Source organism: Martinezella sp. CNPSo 3890 (genome assembly GCF_057784455.1).
The window spans coordinates 42,418-58,502 of the sequence record NZ_JBXSOR010000001.1; the positions used below are offsets into that span (position 1 = coordinate 42,418).

At 60.5% G+C, this 16,085-nt stretch carries 18 protein-coding genes; 8 read left to right on the forward strand and 10 right to left on the reverse strand.

Translation table 11 applies throughout. The features are described 5' to 3' along the window. Positions 1-108 precede the first annotated feature (108 nt). The gene (locus AC13RC_RS00230) at positions 109-537 is read right to left on the reverse strand and encodes a hypothetical protein (protein WP_488556165.1); all 429 of its coding nucleotides are present in this window, start codon (positions 535-537) and stop codon (positions 109-111) included. A gap of 105 nt (positions 538-642) precedes the next feature. Between AC13RC_RS00230 and AC13RC_RS00235 the strand changes: the two genes are divergently transcribed. After that, the gene (locus tag AC13RC_RS00235) at positions 643-999 is read left to right on the forward strand and encodes a DUF952 domain-containing protein (protein ID WP_488556166.1); all 357 of its coding nucleotides are present in this window, start codon (positions 643-645) and stop codon (positions 997-999) included. Next, on the forward strand, positions 996-2,084 hold the full coding sequence (locus tag AC13RC_RS00240; RefSeq protein WP_488556167.1) for a quinone-dependent dihydroorotate dehydrogenase: 1,089 nt from the start codon (positions 996-998) through the stop codon (positions 2,082-2,084). Before AC13RC_RS00235 ends, AC13RC_RS00240 begins: the two co-directional genes overlap by 4 nt. On the opposite strand, the gene AC13RC_RS00245 is transcribed toward AC13RC_RS00240, so the two are convergent. Genes AC13RC_RS00245 through AC13RC_RS00255 form a run of 3 tightly spaced genes read right to left on the reverse strand, consistent with a single transcriptional unit; the run spans position 2,060 to position 4,197 of the window. Next, on the reverse strand, positions 2,060-3,409 hold the full coding sequence (locus tag AC13RC_RS00245) for an MATE family efflux transporter (protein WP_488556168.1): 1,350 nt from the start codon (positions 3,407-3,409) through the stop codon (positions 2,060-2,062). The two genes, AC13RC_RS00240 and AC13RC_RS00245, sit on opposite strands and share 25 nt — an antisense overlap. 16 nt (positions 3,410-3,425) lie before the next feature. Beyond that, a complete protein-coding gene (locus tag AC13RC_RS00250) occupies positions 3,426-3,929 on the reverse strand; it encodes a CAP domain-containing protein (protein WP_488556169.1) in 504 nt (167 codons plus the stop codon). A gap of 1 nt (position 3,930) precedes the next feature. Continuing rightward, entirely contained in the window at positions 3,931-4,197 is a 267-nt protein-coding gene (locus tag AC13RC_RS00255) for a DUF6460 domain-containing protein (protein WP_113332035.1), read from the reverse strand. Positions 4,198-4,362: 165 nt separating this feature from the next. Here AC13RC_RS00255 and AC13RC_RS00260 point away from each other — a divergent pair, with 165 nt between their 5' ends. Both AC13RC_RS00260 and AC13RC_RS00265 read left to right on the forward strand, forming a co-directional pair. After that, positions 4,363-5,307 (forward strand): class I SAM-dependent methyltransferase, encoded by a 945-nt coding sequence (locus AC13RC_RS00260; RefSeq protein ID WP_488556170.1) that lies wholly within the window; start codon positions 4,363-4,365, stop codon positions 5,305-5,307. Between the two features lie 107 nt (positions 5,308-5,414). After that, a complete protein-coding gene (locus AC13RC_RS00265) occupies positions 5,415-6,050 on the forward strand; it encodes a YitT family protein (protein WP_488556171.1) in 636 nt (211 codons plus the stop codon). A 9-nt stretch (positions 6,051-6,059) separates the two neighbouring features. Here AC13RC_RS00265 and AC13RC_RS00270 read toward each other — a convergent pair whose 3' ends face one another. Beyond that, the gene (locus tag AC13RC_RS00270; RefSeq protein ID WP_015338743.1) at positions 6,060-6,251 is read right to left on the reverse strand and encodes a DUF2735 domain-containing protein; all 192 of its coding nucleotides are present in this window, start codon (positions 6,249-6,251) and stop codon (positions 6,060-6,062) included. A 445-nt stretch (positions 6,252-6,696) separates the two neighbouring features. Between AC13RC_RS00270 and AC13RC_RS00275 the strand changes: the two genes are divergently transcribed. Then, positions 6,697-7,737 (forward strand): glutamine synthetase beta-grasp domain-containing protein, encoded by a 1,041-nt coding sequence (locus AC13RC_RS00275; RefSeq protein ID WP_069611260.1) that lies wholly within the window; start codon positions 6,697-6,699, stop codon positions 7,735-7,737. A gap of 355 nt (positions 7,738-8,092) precedes the next feature. Here AC13RC_RS00275 and AC13RC_RS00280 read toward each other — a convergent pair whose 3' ends face one another. Further along, entirely contained in the window at positions 8,093-8,554 is a 462-nt protein-coding gene (locus AC13RC_RS00280) for a carboxymuconolactone decarboxylase family protein (protein WP_015338745.1), read from the reverse strand. Positions 8,555-8,583: 29 nt separating this feature from the next. Then, the gene (locus tag AC13RC_RS00285; protein ID WP_113332039.1) at positions 8,584-9,087 is read right to left on the reverse strand and encodes an RrF2 family transcriptional regulator; all 504 of its coding nucleotides are present in this window, start codon (positions 9,085-9,087) and stop codon (positions 8,584-8,586) included. Positions 9,088-9,689: 602 nt separating this feature from the next. Between AC13RC_RS00285 and AC13RC_RS00290 the strand changes: the two genes are divergently transcribed. Continuing rightward, a complete protein-coding gene (locus tag AC13RC_RS00290; protein WP_488556172.1) occupies positions 9,690-12,200 on the forward strand; it encodes a ligase-associated DNA damage response DEXH box helicase in 2,511 nt (836 codons plus the stop codon). 41 nt (positions 12,201-12,241) lie between these two features. Further along, on the forward strand, positions 12,242-12,976 hold the full coding sequence (pdeM, locus tag AC13RC_RS00295) for a ligase-associated DNA damage response endonuclease PdeM (protein ID WP_488556173.1): 735 nt from the start codon (positions 12,242-12,244) through the stop codon (positions 12,974-12,976). Here the strand turns inward: pdeM and AC13RC_RS00300 are convergent. After that, positions 12,973-13,533, reverse strand: coding sequence for a dihydrofolate reductase family protein (locus AC13RC_RS00300; RefSeq protein ID WP_488556174.1), 561 nt, complete (start codon positions 13,531-13,533; stop codon positions 12,973-12,975). The two genes, pdeM and AC13RC_RS00300, sit on opposite strands and share 4 nt — an antisense overlap. A 110-nt stretch (positions 13,534-13,643) precedes the next feature. Here AC13RC_RS00300 and AC13RC_RS00305 point away from each other — a divergent pair, with 110 nt between their 5' ends. After that, the gene (locus tag AC13RC_RS00305) at positions 13,644-14,147 is read left to right on the forward strand and encodes a winged helix-turn-helix transcriptional regulator (protein WP_488556175.1); all 504 of its coding nucleotides are present in this window, start codon (positions 13,644-13,646) and stop codon (positions 14,145-14,147) included. Here the strand turns inward: AC13RC_RS00305 and AC13RC_RS00310 are convergent, their stop codons facing one another. Continuing rightward, positions 14,148-14,957 carry a TIGR02186 family protein gene (locus AC13RC_RS00310; RefSeq protein ID WP_488556176.1) on the reverse strand — a complete coding sequence of 270 codons (810 nt, stop codon included), beginning with the start codon at positions 14,955-14,957 and terminating at the stop codon, positions 14,148-14,150. Continuing rightward, the gene (locus tag AC13RC_RS00315) at positions 14,954-15,877 is read right to left on the reverse strand and encodes a sulfite exporter TauE/SafE family protein (RefSeq protein ID WP_113332044.1); all 924 of its coding nucleotides are present in this window, start codon (positions 15,875-15,877) and stop codon (positions 14,954-14,956) included. The genes AC13RC_RS00310 and AC13RC_RS00315 overlap by 4 nt, the downstream gene beginning before the upstream one ends. Positions 15,878-16,085 lie beyond the last annotated feature (208 nt).

A 16,085-nucleotide genomic window follows, 5' to 3' on the forward strand; every position in this document is an offset into this window, starting at 1 on the left:
CGGCGCTTTGCTCTTTAGAAAAGGTTAACCGAGGCATTTTGGCGAGTAAAGGCCGGCATAGGAATACGGTCCTTTATCCCCGTGCTTTCGCGGCCCTTTTTACAGCCATCAGGTCTTCTGCGGCTGCGGCTTCACATCCGGCTGCTCGTTCTGGAATTCCTTCGCCATGCCCATGAAGCCACGCATGAATTTCTGCATGATCCCGAGCGTACGGTCGATCTCGGCGTCGTCGGGCAGGCTCGATCCCTTGTTTGCGGCGACGGTCTTTTCCAGCTTCGTCACGCGATCGGACAGTCGATCGAGTTCGTCGTCATAGGCGCTGCGCTCGTCGGCGGCCATGCGGCAGACGAGATTGCCGCCCTGATCCTGGCAGATGGACATCGCCCCGGTCTGCTTGTCGAGGCGGATGAAATGATCGCCGCTGCGTTCCAGCTGGAAGCGCGTTGCGTCCGGTTCGGCCGATAGAACCGGTGTGGAGAGAAGAAAAGCGGCAGGCACAAGCATGGCCGCAAGGCCGATTTTCAGTTCCTTCGTCATGTCATCCTCCGGATTTTCTGCGTTAAACCCCAAATCCATCACGGAAACCGTGGACATCGGCTGATGTTTTCGTGCAAAGCCCTATCAGGACAGCTTTACAGAGGGATGATGACCGCCATGCCAGTGGTTTACAAGATCGTGCCGGACACGCTCTGGCAGCAAGCCAGACAAACCGGCGTTTTTCATGGCGCGGCGATCGATCTGACCGACGGCTACATTCATCTCTCCACCGCGAAGCAGGCACGAAAAACCGCCGAGCTCTATTTCGCCGGGCAGACCGGGCTGCTGCTCGTCGCGGTGGACGGCGACGCGCTCGGCGACAAGCTGGTGTTCGAACCCTCGCGCGGCGGCGATCTCTTCCCGCATCTCTACGCGCCGCTGCCGCTTTCGGCCGTGCTCTGGGAAAAGCCGCTGCCGATTGGCGACGATGGAGCTCACCTCTTTCCGGAGATGGCGGAATGATCGGCGCCTTTCGCGACCTTGGCCGGCGCGGCCTGTTCCTGTTCGATCCGGAAACCGCGCATGGCATGTCGATAGCGGCGCTGAAATCCGGCCTCATTCCGGCTTGCCGCACACACAACGATCCCCGCCTGCGCCAGACCGTGGCAGGGCTCGACTTTGCTAACCCCATAGGCATGGCGGCCGGCTACGACAAGAATGCCGAAGTGCCGGAGGCGCTGCTGAAGCTTGGTTTCGGCTTCACCGAGATCGGCACGGTCACGCCGAAGGCGCAGTCGGGCAATCCGCGCCCACGCATCTTCCGGCTGGTCGAAGACGAAGGCGTCATCAACCGCCTCGGCTTCAACAATGAGGGCCATGAGGCAGCATTTCAGCGCCTCAAAACCATCCGCGGCAACGGCATCATCGGCGTCAACATCGGCGCCAACAAGGATAGCGCCGACCGCATCGCCGATTATGTCGCCGGTATCCGCCGCTTCTATTCCGTGGCGCGCTATTTCACCGCCAATATTTCTTCACCGAATACGCCGGGCCTGCGCGATTTGCAGGCGCGCGAAAGCCTGTCGGCCCTGTTGTCGGCCGTGCTTGCCGCGCGCGACGAGGAAGCGGCAAAGGCCGGCAAACGCATCCCTGTCTTTCTCAAGATCGCCCCCGATCTGACCGAAGAGGGCATGGATGACATCGCCGCGGAAGTGTTGTCGCATGCGCTCGATGGCTTGATCGTCTCCAACACCACGCTGTCGCGCGATGGATTGAAAGATCAGCGGCAGGCCAAGGAGGCGGGCGGCCTTTCCGGCAAGCCGGTCTTTGAAAAATCGACTGCGGTGCTTGCCAAGATGCGCCGCCGTGTGGGTGCCGCGCTGCCGATCATCGGTGTTGGCGGCGTTTCCTCAGCGGAGACCGCGCTGGAGAAGATCAAGGCCGGCGCGGATCTCGTGCAGCTCTATTCCTGCATGGTCTATGAAGGGCCAGGGTTGCCGGGACAGGTCGTCACCGGCCTGTCGAAGCTGCTCGATCGCGAGCGTGCCGGCTCGATCCGCGACCTACGCGATGCCAAGCTGGATTACTGGGCGAACCGGAACGTCTGATCGGCCCGCTTCTTCAGGCCCATGGCCAGGAAGATGCCGCGAAACAGCAGGAAGGCGTTCATGGCCATCCACAGGCCATGATTGCCAAGCGTCGGCACGAAGACGGCGAGCGCTATGAGATAGCCGCCGAAGGATAGCAGCATCTTGTTGCGCATCTCGCGCGACCATGTGGCGCCGATGAAGACCCCATCCATCAAAAAGGCGAGTGCCCCGGTCAAGCCGGTGATTGCCGCCCAGGGCAGATAGGTTTCGGCCGCGGCGCGGACCTCCTCCGAGGTGGTCAGCAGGCGGATCAGGGCCGGCCCGACGGTGAAGAAGAAAATGGCGGCGGCAAGCGCCAGCCCGAAGGACCAGAGCGCGGTCAGCTTCAATCCGCGCTCGAAGGCCGGCCTGTAATTGGCGCCGATCGAGCGGCCGGTGATCTGCTCGGCGGCATTGGCGAGCCCGTCGAGATAATAGCCGGATAACAAAAAGAAGTTCATCAGTACGGCATTGGCGGCGAGCATGACCGCACCAAAACTGTTGCCGATGCGCGTCATCAGCGTGAAGGCGCCGATCAGAACGAAGGTCCGGATCAGGATATCGCGATTGAGCGCGAAGAGCTGGGTAAGTTTGGCGCGGGAAAGCAGTTCCACGCGCGGCGGCCGCTCCTCGCCGGCAAAGCTGCGCAGGACAATAGCAAGCCCTAGCAGCATGCCGCTTGCTTCGCCAATCAGTGTACCCCAGGCGACGCCGGCTACACCCCAGCCAAGGTATAAGCCGAGCAGGATGGCGAGCACCATATTGACGCCATTGATGACGGTCTGCAGCAAAAGCCCGATGCGGCCTTGACCACGGCCGAGCACGAAGCCGAGCAGCGCGTAATTGGCAAGCGCTGCCGGTCCCGACAGCATGCGGATGGAGAAATAGGTGCGCGTCGCCTCCGCGATGCCGCCTTGCGGTCCCATCAACTTGAGGCCGAGCCAAAGGAGAAGAGGCGACAAGAGCACGATCAGGATGCCTGATGTGAGCGCCGATATCAGCGCGCGCCAGAAGACGGCCTGCTGTTCGTGCCGGTCATGACGGCCGTAGGCTTGCGCGGTGAGCCCTGTCGTCGAAGCGCGCAGGAAGTTGAAGCTTGAGAAAAGGAGATCGAACAACACGGCACCGATCGCAAGCCCCGCCAGCGCGTCCGGCTGGCCGAGATGCCCGACGACGGCCGTATCGACAAGGCCGAGCAGCGGTGTCGTCATGAAGCCGAGCGTCATCGGAATCGCGATCGACAGCACGAGCCGATGCGTCACGTCGAAGGGCAGAACCTTCCCGCTCTCCTGCTGGACATCCATGTTGCCTTACGCCTCCTCAGTTCGAGGAAAGCACCATGGACCAATAAGGCCTGTCGCCGGAAGAGGGTGCATAGGCGAGAGCGACACCGAGCCCATCATATTTGCCGAGCATGTTGTGCAAATGCTTCGGCGAATTGATCCAGGCCGTCACCGCCGCATTCACGTCGCGCTGACCCTCGGCAATGTTCTCCGCTGCCGGCAGCTTGACGCCGCTTGCCTTGACCCGCTTGCCGAAATCGTCGCCGAGGCCGATCAGGTGCTCCATCTTGCCGGCACCCGCCATCCGCCTCGCCTGATAGACGGCGGCGGCGCTGGCAGCGGTATCGATCTTCAATGGTGGCAAGCCGTTCTTGGCGCGCAGTGCATTGACGAGCGGCAGGGCGGAGGCGGTCTGGTCGCTGGCAGGGATGCTGGAAATCCGGGCAGGCGGCGTGGCGCAGCTTGCGACGGATGCGGTGAGCGCAAGAGCGGCGAGGCGCAGCGCATCGCGGCGCGTGCAGGTCAGTGTCTGGGAGGTCATGTCAGCGGCGGTAGTTGAACAAACGAAGTATGATGAAGACGGGAATGACGATGGAGGCGCCAAGCAGCACATAATCGCCGAACTCGCCAAGCGCAGCGAAGCCGCTGTGCCAGAGATCGAGCAGGAAGCGACGGACGCCATAGAGGAAATCGAGCGGCCGCCAGCCGAAGAACTTCATCACGAAGCCGACCACGAGCGACACGATGACGAGCTTCACCAGCGTTCTGCCTGGCGAGTCGCCAAGGAATCTGTTCACCTGATCGGACATGCTGACGTCTCCATATGGCAGTCGGTCGGTGCTGAGATAGGGCCGACACCTGCGACTCGCAAGCACTTTCGCCCAGCCTACACCCTAAACCAGCGCCTGCCTGAAATAGGACTTGAGTTTTTTTATGGCCGCGTTCAAAGGCGAGCATCAAACAGGATGAAACACATGCTGCCAAGCCAGCTTTCCTCCGGCGATGTCATCGCCGACCGCCGCGCCGACTATGCGAAGATGCTTGCCGAAAGCGGAGAGCCCGCAAGTGCGGCCGAGCTGATGGAGCAGGCGCTGGAGCTGGTACCACGCTGGGCGGCGGGCTGGTTCACGCTTGCGACCTATCGCGAGAAGGCCGGCGATGCATCCGGCGCAATCGCGGCGCTGAACGAAGTGCTGATGCTCGATCAAGGCGATGTCTTCGGCGCCCGCCTCAAGCTTGCCGTTCTCGGCGGTGCCGATGTGCCGGACCGGCCGCCGAGCCTCTATGTCGAGCGGTTGTTCGACGACTACGCCGACCGCTTCGAAACCTCGCTGGTCGAGAAGCTCGGCTATAGCGTGCCCGGCAAGCTTGCCGGCCTAATTGCCGAAACGGCGGGTATCCCGAAACATTTCCGTCTCGCGATCGACCTTGGCTGCGGCACCGGCCTGCTCGGGCCGGAAATCCGCGTCACCGTCGATCGGCTCGAAGGCTATGACCTGTCGAAGGGCATGCTCGCCAAGGCGGCGGAAAAGCATGTCTACGATCATCTCGGCCAGGCCGATCTGTCGCTGGAGCCGGAGCTGTCAGGCGTGTTCGATGAAGGGTTCGCCGTTGGCCGAGCGGATTTGATCACCGCCGCCGACGTGCTGATGTATCTCGGCGATTTGCATGGCGTGACGGCGATCGTGCAGAAACTTTCGGCCGATGGCGCCATCTTTGCGTTTTCGGTCGAGGATGCACAGCAGGCGGACGGCTATGTCCTGCGCGATTCCTTACGGTTCGCCCATTCCGAAGCCTATGTCAGTCGGATTTTGGCCGCTTACGGCTTTACGGTGCTGGATCTCACCCGCGGCGTCATTCGCATGGATGGCGGAAAACCGGTCCACGGCATTCTGTTCATTACCCGGAAATCGGCCTGATAATTTCGAATCTTGCGAATTTGAAATAGGTCAGCATTACTTACGTATTTTCGCTTGATTATCGCCTGAGCTTTCAGCAAAAAGCCTTGAAACCCAGGGGAAATCATATGGCAAACGCAAAGAGCGCATTTGGTATCTGGAATACATCCGCGACCCGGCATTCGTGGATCGAGGATGTTCAGGGCATCATCTCCGGCAGCCTGATTTCCTCGCTCGGGCTATTTTGCCTTTCAAGCGCCGGCCTTCTAACCGGCAGCACCGCCGGCATCGCCTTCCTGCTGCACTACGCGATCGGCCTGAATTTCGGCCTCGCCTTTTTCGTGGTCAATCTGCCGTTCTTCTATCTGTCTCTGAAACAGCTCGGCCCGGTCTTCACCATAAAGACCTTCATCGCCATTGCGCTCACCTCGCTGCTGACCAACCTGCAGCCGCTGCTCTTCGATGTCGCGCATATCAACGCGCTCTGGTCGGCGGTGCTCGGCGGCATTCTGCTCGGCTTCGGGCTGCTCGCGCTCTATCGCCATCGGGCAAGCCTCGGCGGCGTCGGCATTCTGGGGATTTACCTGCAGGAGCGTTTCGGCATGAGGGCAGGGCTAGTGCAGCTTGCGATCGACCTCTGCGTGCTCGCCGTCGCTTTTGCGGTGACCACGCCTGCGGTGGTCATCTGCTCGGTGATCGGCGCAATCGCGCTCAATCTCTTCGTCGCGATCAATCATCGCTCAGATCGCTATATAGCGCTGTAAAGCTAAAGCCTACTGCTTGCGGGTCTCGTCGGATTCGACGATCGCGGCTTCGTGATACCAGCTATCGAATGCGGCCGTCGCAATGGACGGGCCGATATCCGGGGTGAGGTTCACCTTCGGACGCTGGCTGAGCGCCGTGGGGCGAGCCGTAACGGGAAACTGATAGATCTTTGCGGTTTCGTGCCGAGTACCGATTGCCATTCTTTGTCTCTCCCTTTTTGGTGTTCAAGCGGGCGCGCTTCAAGAGACAACTCATATATAGCAAAGCCGAAGGCGAATATCACCATTTCGCTTAAAAAAAATGCTAAATGATGAAATTATAGGCAAATCGACGATGGTGTCGCCGATGCCGTTTCTTTGGTCTGCCGATTTTCCAATCCGTTTTAGGGCCCGGTCGAGCCTGCGACACTTTGGCAGCTCGATTGAAACCATGGCGGCGATTTGAAAAGAATCTGATGCTTGGCACTGGGAAATCTCGCCCGAACACGACTCCATCGTGAAAATCTCGCCTGACGGACTAGGTATCGATGCGATCTGGCACGGCACATGCATCTCTCTTGGCAGCCGTTCGTAGTGAGGAATTTTCCGGCGGGCGCGCCGGCCAAGTTTTTCCTACTTCGCCTGATTAACTGTTATGAGGTGCGTAATGACGAAGTATAAGCTCGAGTACATCTGGCTCGACGGGTACACCCCGGTACCGAACCTGCGCGGTAAAACGCAGATCAAGGAATTCGACGCATTTCCGACGCTTGAGCAGCTTCCGCTTTGGGGCTTCGATGGTTCGTCGACGATGCAGGCCGAAGGCCGCAGCTCTGACTGCGTGCTGAAGCCCGTCGCTATCTATCCGGATCCGGCCCGTACCAACGGCGCTCTCGTCATGTGCGAAGTCATGATGCCCGACGGCGTCACCCCGCATCCGTCCAACAGCCGCGCAACCATCCTCGACGACGAAGATGCATGGTTCGGCTTCGAGCAGGAATACTTCTTCTATAAGGACGGCCGTCCGCTCGGCTTCCCGGAATCCGGCTATCCGGCTCCGCAGGGCCCGTACTACACCGGCGTCGGCTACAAGAACGTCGGCGATGTCGCTCGCGAAATCGTTGAAGAGCACCTCGACCTCTGCCTCGAAGCCGGCATCAACCACGAAGGCATCAACGCCGAAGTGGCCAAGGGTCAGTGGGAATTCCAGATTTTCGGCAAAGGCTCCAAGAAAGCCGCCGACCAGATCTGGATGGCACGCTACCTGCTGCTGCGTCTGTGCGAAAAGTACGGCATCGACATCGAGTTCCACTGCAAGCCGCTTGGCGACACCGACTGGAACGGCTCGGGCATGCACTGCAACTTCTCGACCAAGTTCATGCGCGAAGTCGGCGGCAAGGCCTATTTCGAAGCGCTCATGGCTCAGTTCGACAAGAACCTCGAAGCCCACATCGCTGTTTACGGTCCGGACAACCACATGCGCCTGACCGGCAAGCATGAAACGGCTCCGTGGAACAAGTTCAGCTACGGCGTTGCCGACCGCGGTGCCTCGATCCGCGTTCCGCACTCGTTCATCAAGAACGACTATAAGGGCTACCTCGAAGATCGTCGCCCGAACTCGCAAGGCGACCCCTACCAGATCGCTTCCCAGGTTCTGAAGACCATCTCGGAAGTTCCGACGGCTGGCTTCGGCTCGGTTGCTGCCTAAGACTTCTCAGCTTCGGTTCCCCGAGCATAAGAGAATAAATGAATGACGCGGGGTTTTTGGCCCCGCGTTTTTCGTTTTGAGGTTATCAAATAGCCGCTGTCGCCCAGACTTTCTTGGCCCCCCGCTGCTAACCCCACAGTGCGTCATCCTCGGGCTTGACCCGAGGATCCACGCCCAAGCTGGGAGGGGAGTGCATCGCATCATGGGATGCACTCTCGCCAACGCTCACTGGCGGCGCTTCGGTGCCACTGCCTTCCTTGTGTCTGGATCCTCGGGTCAAGCCCGAGGATGACGGAGCTCAGGGGAAGCTCAGCGCAGCAAGCGGCGGCACATCACATGCCCGGCAAGAGCGTACTCAAGCAGCCTTGCTTGCCGCATCCACCGGATGCTGCGAGCGGAAGCCCACGGCGAGGCGGTTCCAGATGTTGATCGTGCCGATCGCTACCGTGATCTTGACGATCTCTTCTTCGCTGAAATGCTGCTTCAGAGGTTCGAAATCGGCATCCGGAATGCCAGTCTGGGCGATCTTGGTGACGGAATCGACCCACCGAAGCAGGGCACGTTCGCGGTCGTCATAAACAGGCGATTCCCACCAGACGCACATCAGGTTGATCCACTGTTCGCTCAAGCCATCGTGGCGGGCTTCCTTCACATGCATGTCGACGCAATAGGCGCAGCCGTTGATCTGCGAGGCGCGGAGCTTGATCAGGTGAATGAAGCGGCGCTCAAGGCCGCTGCTCTGAACGAAGTTTTCCAGCGCGACGACGGCCTTGTAGGAGTCCGGGGAGGCTTTGGCGAAATTGAAACGCGGATGCATGGTCTTCTCCTTGGGTTTTAAATTGAGGTTCAGTTTCTGGTCTTGCGTTCATGCAGCTCGAGAAAGGCGCAGCCTCTCGCGGCTATCCCACCGTCCGTGTCCGTCTGCCGGAGGTCGGTCAGCACGTCGGCGATCGTTGTCTTTGCCAATTCGGCCCGATAGACGCGTTCTGCTGCCAGCATGGCGGCATTGATGCCGCAGGGCTTGGCGAAGTAGCGCCCTTCCAGCGGGTTCGGGCCGCGCTGGCGGATTTCCGCGCAGCGGAAGGCGGGTGCTGGGCCTTCAGCCGCCAGCACTATATCGAGAAGGGTGATCTCCTCCGGCTTGCGCGCCAGCCGATATCCGCCCTTCGGCCCCGGCACGGTATCGAGAATGCCGGCGCCAGAAAGCGCCTGCAGGTGCTTCAGAAGATAACTGACCGAAACGCCGTGAAATTCCGCAAGCGCCGCAGCCGAGAGCACGCCGCCATCGGACAAACCCGACAGCATGGCAACGCAATGGATGGATTGTTCGACGCCGTCTCCGAGCTTCATCTTGGTGCCTTTCTAATCGTAGATAACTTTTATCCACGATTATGATGGGAGTCAAGGCCCTTGAAATGAGCGGCATGTAAGCTGCATTTGAATATGTCGGACGTCTGACACCCCCCTCTGTCACTTCGTGACATCTCCCCGCCGGCGGCAGGGCTATCGCATATGGAGGCGGATGAGCACCATGAGCTCCTTCTCCCCTTGGGGAGAAGGTGGCCCGAAGGGTCGGATGAGGGGGTTATCGCTTTGAATTCATGGATTTTTGTGGGGTCTTGGCGGGCACCCCCTCATCCGCCTGGCGGCACCTTCTCCCCGCTGGGGAGAAGGGGGACGGCGGCGATCTCCGCTCATATGCGATACCCCTGCCCACAAGGGGGAGATCGTTTGGAGCGTGCCGCTGCGTTTCGGTTAACATCGGGCGTCTTTTCTGGTGATGCAGAGTTTGTTTGAGGCAAGCAGGTGCTGCGGATTACCGATCTCCCCCCTTGTGGGGGAGATGTCACGAAGTGACAGAGGGGGGTATTGCGCGCTCCGCAAACGCTGAAACGAACGGACACGAAGCTCCCCGGCTTCTCATCCGCCGCATATCCATTACATTGAAACCCGTGGACCAGATCGACGCGCAGTACCCCCTTGCCTTGCCTGCTCCCTTTCTCCGCTGGTTTGCGGAAAAGGGCTGGCAGCCGCGTGCGCATCAGCTGGAGCTGCTGGCCCGCGCCGAAGCCGGCGAAAGCACGCTGCTGATTGCCCCGACCGGTGCGGGTAAGACGCTCGCCGGCTTCCTGCCGTCGCTGACGGATCTCACCCGGCGCGGGAAAATCCCGCCCGGCTCGGCCTTTACCGGCATCCACACGCTCTACATCTCGCCACTGAAGGCGCTGGCGGTCGATATCGAGCGCAACCTGATGAAGCCCGTTTCGGAGATGGGCCTGCCTGTCACGGTCGAAAACCGCACCGGCGATACGCCGAGCGGCAAGCGGCAGCGGCAAAAGCTCAATCCGCCCGATATCCTGCTGACGACGCCGGAGCAAGTGGCGCTGCTGCTTGCCAATCGTGAGGCCGAGCGTTTCTTCAAGGATTTGAAATACATCGTCTTCGATGAACTGCATTCGCTCGTCACCTCCAAGCGCGGCCATATGCTGTCGCTCGGCCTTGCCCGTATCCGCAAGCTGGCGCCGCGCGTGCAGACCATCGGCCTTTCAGCGACGGTCGCCGATCCCATGGATCTGCAGAAATGGCTGGTGGCGCAGCGGCCGGGGCAAGAGCACCACGCCGGCCTCGTCATGGTCGAAGGTGGCGCCAAGCCCGATATCTCAATCCTTGCGACCGAAGAGCGCATCCCCTGGTCCGGCCACTCCGCCAAATATGCCATCCCCGATATCTATCGCGAACTGAAGGCGCATCGCACGACGCTGCTCTTCGTCAACACGCGCTCGCAGGCCGAAATGCTGTTTCAGGAGTTGTGGTCGGCCAACGACGATAACTTGCCGATCGCCCTGCACCACGGCTCGCTCGATGTCGGCCAGCGCCGCAAGGTGGAAGCGGCTATGGCGGAGAACCGGCTGCGCGCCGTCGTTGCCACATCGACGCTCGACCTCGGCATAGACTGGGGCGATGTCGATCTCGTCATCCATGTCGGTGCGCCGAAAGGCGCAAGCCGCCTTGCCCAGCGTATCGGCCGTGCCAATCACCGCATGGATGAACCCTCGAAGGCAATCCTTGTGCCCGCCAACCGTTTCGAGGTCATGGAATGCCAGGGAGCGCTTGATGCCAATTATACCGGCGCGCAGGACACGCCGCCGATCGGTGCCGGCGCGCTTGATGTTCTCGCCCAGCATGTGCTCGGCATGGCCTGCGCTGAACCATTCGACATGCTCGAACTCTATGACGAGGTGCAGAGTGCAGCACCCTATGCCGAGCTTTCCTGGGAGACCTTCGAGCGCATCGTTGATTTCGTTGCCACCGGCGGCTATGCGCTCCGAACTTACGAGCGCTATGCCCGTATCCGCAAGACGGCGGATGGGCGCTGGCGCGTCTCCAATCCGCAGGTCGCGCAGCAATATCGCCTGAATCTCGGCACGATCGTCGAAGAGGCGATGCTGAACATCCGACTGGTAAAGCGCAATGCGCTGGGCTCGCTTGGGAGAGGCGGGGCGCCGCTCGGCAAGGTCGAGGAATATTTCGTCGAGCAGTTGTCACCCGGCGATACCTTCCTGTTTTCCGGCAAGGTTCTGCGCTTCGAAGGCATCCGCGAGAGCGAATGCCTGGCCTCGCAGGCCTTCTCGCTGGACCCCAAAATCCCGTCCTATGCCGGCGGCAAGTTTCCGCTTTCGACCTATCTGGCCGATCAGGTGCGGGCGATGATTGCCGATCCCGACCGGCGGCACCGCCTGCCGGATCAGGTGCGCGATTGGCTGGAAATTCAGAACGAGAAGTCGCTGCTGCCGAAGCGCGACGAGTTTCTGATCGAGACTTTCCCGCGCGGCAGCCGCGCCTACATGGTTGCCTATCCTTTTGAGGGAAGGCTGGCCCACCAGACGCTGGGCATGCTCCTGACCCGAAGGCTGGAGCGCGCCGGCGCGAAGCCCATGGGCTTCGTCGCGACCGATTATTCGCTCGGCATCTGGGGCCTGGAGGATATGGGGCTGATGATCGCCAACGGGCGCCTCAGCCTCTCCCATCTCTTCGACGAGGATATGCTCGGCGACGATCTCGAAGCCTGGCTCGATGAATCTTTCCTGCTGAAGCGGACCTTCCGCAATTGCGCCGTGATTGCAGGCTTGATCGAGCGCCGGCATCCGGGCAAGGAAAAGACCGGCCGGCAGGTGACCGTCTCGGCCGATCTGATCTATGACGTGCTGCGCAGCCACGAGCCCGATCATATCCTGCTGCAGGCCACAAGGCAGGACGCGGCGACCGGGCTTTTGGATATTGGCCGACTTGCGGATATGCTGAAGCGAATCAAGGGCCATATCACCCATCGCGCGCTGGACCATATTTCTCCGCTCGCCGTTCCGGTGATGCTGGAAATCGGCAAGGTGCCGGTACCGGGCGAGGCTCACGATTCTCTGCTTGCGGAAGCGGCTGACGACTTGATCCGCGAAGCGATGGAATAGGGATACTGTAAGGCAGACGACGAAGGTAGATCGTTAAAGTAATGAACCGCCTGGCGCTAGCGCGAGATATGAATGAAGGCAACGGCGCAACCAGCGCGGCGGGTGTCGAGGCCGTCATTCATGGCGTCCCCGCCGTCTGTGACCCGCTGGGCGCGCTCTATCTGCCGGAGGCCGGCATCCTCGTCGTCTCCGATCTGCATCTGGAAAAGGGCGCGGCCTTTGCCCGCCGCGGCATGATGCTGCCGCCCTATGATACGCTGGCGACTCTGACAGTCCTCTCCGCCGTCATCTCCCGCTATGATCCGAAACTCGTGGTGTCGCTCGGTGACAATTTCCACGATCGGGTAGGTTCGCAGCACTTGCCGGACGAGTTTCGCAGCCTGATCATCAGTATGGCCCGCGGCCGCGAATGGATTTGGATCAACGGCAATCATGATCCGGATGGCACCGTCGATCTCCCTGGCCATTCGGTCGACGAGATGCATTATGGCGGGCTCACCTTCCGCCATGAACCAAGGGCCGGGTTGCAGGCCGGCGAGATCGCCGGCCACCTGCATCCCTCGGCCACCGTTCGGCGTCGCGAGAAATCGGTGCGCCGCCCTTGTTTCGCTACGGATGGCGCCCGCCTGTTGATGCCCGCCTTCAGCGTGATGACCGGCGGCCTCGATCTTCGCCACAAGGCCATGGCCGGCCTTTTCGAGCGCGAGAGCTTGATTGCGCACCTGCTGGGCCGCGACCGCATCTACTCCGTGCGGTTCGGCAATCTCTCGGCCTAGGCCGCGTTCGCCGGTTCGTAACGCAGGATGACAGCTCCGGTCTTGAGAGGCGTGGAGTCGATAAGCTTCATCGGGCGTTGCTCGGCCGCCGGTTTAAAATGCGGATTGCCGGCACCGAGGACGACAGGAACGAGGCAGATCCTGAGCTCATCGACCAGCCCCGCCTTGAGCAATGTATCGGTCACTTCAGCGCTGCCGAAGACGAACATGGTCTTGCCGGGTTCTTGCTTCAGCTTTTTCACCTCAGCGACGATGTCACCAACGACGCGGGTATTGTTCCACTCCGCCTTGTCGAGCGTCCGCGAGGCTGCAATCTTGGCGATACCGTTCATGTAGGCGGCGATGTCGGGCGCTTCCGTCGCGGTCGGCCAATAGGCGGCCATGCCTTCATAGGTCTTGCGGCCGAAGATCAGCAGATCGCCTTCCTTGCCGAGCTCGGTCGCATAATGTTCCAGCTCATCGTCCCAGGCGAGCATATGAAAATCAAGGTCCCACGGCTTGGTTCCCTCGAAATAGCCGTCGAGCGTCATGAGATTCCAGATAACGAGCTTCCTCATCACTTCCTCCATTGTGATAACCGCACCATAATCAAAACTAGTTGCTAAAAGAAAGTGGTTGCAAAATAATCATACCGATAGCAAAATGCAAGCGGTTTTTGGAGGCCCTTATGGACGCAGTGCATCGTTCCGGCTGCCCGATCAATTTGACCCTGGAAATCCTCGGTGATCGCTGGAGCCTGATCGTCATCAGGGACATCATGTTCGGCAATCGCCGGCATTTTCGCGAGTTGCTGCAGAATTCGCAGGAGGGGATTGCTTCCAATATTCTCGCCGATCGGCTGAAGCGGCTGGTGGAACGTGGTCTGCTGACCCGCGAAAGCGATCCCACTCACAAGCAGAAGGCCGTCTACAGCCTGACGGAAATGTCGATCGACCTCGTGCCCATTTTTGCCCATATGGGTGCCTGGGGCCGCAAGCATCTGCCGGTTTCCGAGGAGCTGTCGATCCGGGCCGAACTCCTGGAGGATGGCGGCCCAAAGCTCTGGGATGATTTCATGGAGGAGTTGCGTGCCAAGCATCTCGGCAAGGTGCTGCTCCCGGGCACGCCCTCGGTGCTCGGCCGGTTGACCGAAGCGTATATCGAGGTCGCCAATCGCCGGAAAAGCGGTTGATCAGTTCTTCCGGAAGATGAAGCTTGCGCCCCAGCCGGTGACGAGGGCGAGCAGCACCGAGAAAATGCCATAGGTGATCGGCCGCTGATGCGCCGCATCCGTGATCGTCTGCTCTATACCCGTCTTGATGACCCTCAACGGCAGCGCTTTCTCGCTCAGAAACTTGCCGCTCTTGAAGAGATAGGCGCGCACCATATGCACGCCATTCGGCACGTCGGCGGGAACCCTGAGCGTTGCCTTGAAGAGCGAGGAGCTGACGAAGCGAACGCCGGCGGGATCGCTTTCATAGAGCCCACCTGTTTTTTGCAGGCGCCGGAAGGCATTGCGGAATTCCGGGACATCGCCGACATTGCCGACGAAGCCGACCGGCGTCAGCGGAAGATGGTCGACGCCAATGCCGCGGTCGCTGAGTTCGAGCGGCGTGGTGATATTGTCGACCGCACGCGTGCTCGAGAGCGAATAGGCTTCCGGCACATGCTCGAACGTCATCGAGCGAGTGTTGACCCAAATACCAAACACGCGCTCTTTCCGGCGTACCGTAGCATTCTCCCGTGGTCCCTCCAGCACGACGACGATATCGTATTGGCCGATGGCCAGAAGCAGCTGGTCGGTGTTGGAAAGGGCGCCGAAGATCGTCAGATCGGCGCCGGTGAAGTCCGAGGTGATGGCGATCTCGCTCGTCGATGTGCCGATCTCCATCGTCTCCCGTGCCGTGGTCGAGGTCGTGGGCTGATCGAGCAGCACTTGCGCCGGCGCGGTGAACGGAGTGAGCAGCAATGAGGCGGCAAGGAGCAGTCCGAATCCTCTCATCGGCTCACCCCTTCCATGACGACGGAGTAAACGTCCGCCGGCGTCACCACGAGAGTGATGACGAGGCGAAGACCGACGGCCAGAACGAGGAGGCCGAGGAGCGCGCGCAATTGTTCGCCGCGCAGCTTCTGGCCGACGCGCACGCCGTATTGCGCGCCGACGACGCCCGCCACCATCAAGAGGAAGGCCAGGATGATATCGACGGAATAGTTGGTGGCTGCCTGGACGATGGTCGTGAAGGCCGTCACGAAAATGACCTGGAACAGCGAGGTGCCGACAACGACATTTGTGGGCACGCGCAGCAGATAGATCATGGCGGGCACAAGGATGAAGCCACCGCCGATACCCATCGGCGTCAGCATGCCGACGAAGAAACCAAGACCGATGACCGGAATGGCGCTGAGATAGAGCTTGGATTTCTTGAACCGCAGTTTCAACGGCAGCCGCTGTACCCAGTTGTGATGGCGCGGCTTGCCGGTTGCCGGGGGCAGTTTGCCGGCTGCGCGGCGCATGGCTCGCACGCTTTCCCATAGCATCAGCGAGCCTACGGTGCCGAGGAGAATCACGTAGATCAGGGAAATGATCAGGTCGATCTGGCCGAGCCTTCGCAAGAGCACGAATAGCCAGAGGCCGAACGTCGCCCCCGCGAGACCGCCGGCCAGCAAGATCGAGCCCAGTTTCAGGTCGAGCGAGCCACGGCGGAAATGGCTGAGCGCTCCCGAAACCGAGGAGGCGACGACCTGATTGGAGCCGGTGGCGACGGCAACAACAGGCGGGATGTTGTAGAAAATCAGAAGAGGCGTGATGAGGAAGCCGCCGCCGACGCCAAACATGCCGGAGAGAAACCCTACGGCTGCTCCCATGCCGAGAATAATCAAAATATTCACCGACAATTCTGCGATCGGCAGATAGATCGTCACGCCTTGTTCCCATTTGCAGGCTTTTCGGCGCGGTGACCGAAGCCCATTTCCCCTTAAATGGCGGATTCTAATCTGAAATCATTGCCAGAGCCTTAGGAAAGGCCGAGCTGCCCCAGTTTTCGAATTGCCGCATTCACCCTAACCCGGCTTTTTCCACTTTTCTGTGACGCTGTATAGCGGAATGGTGGGTGCTGGCAGGGGATGCGGC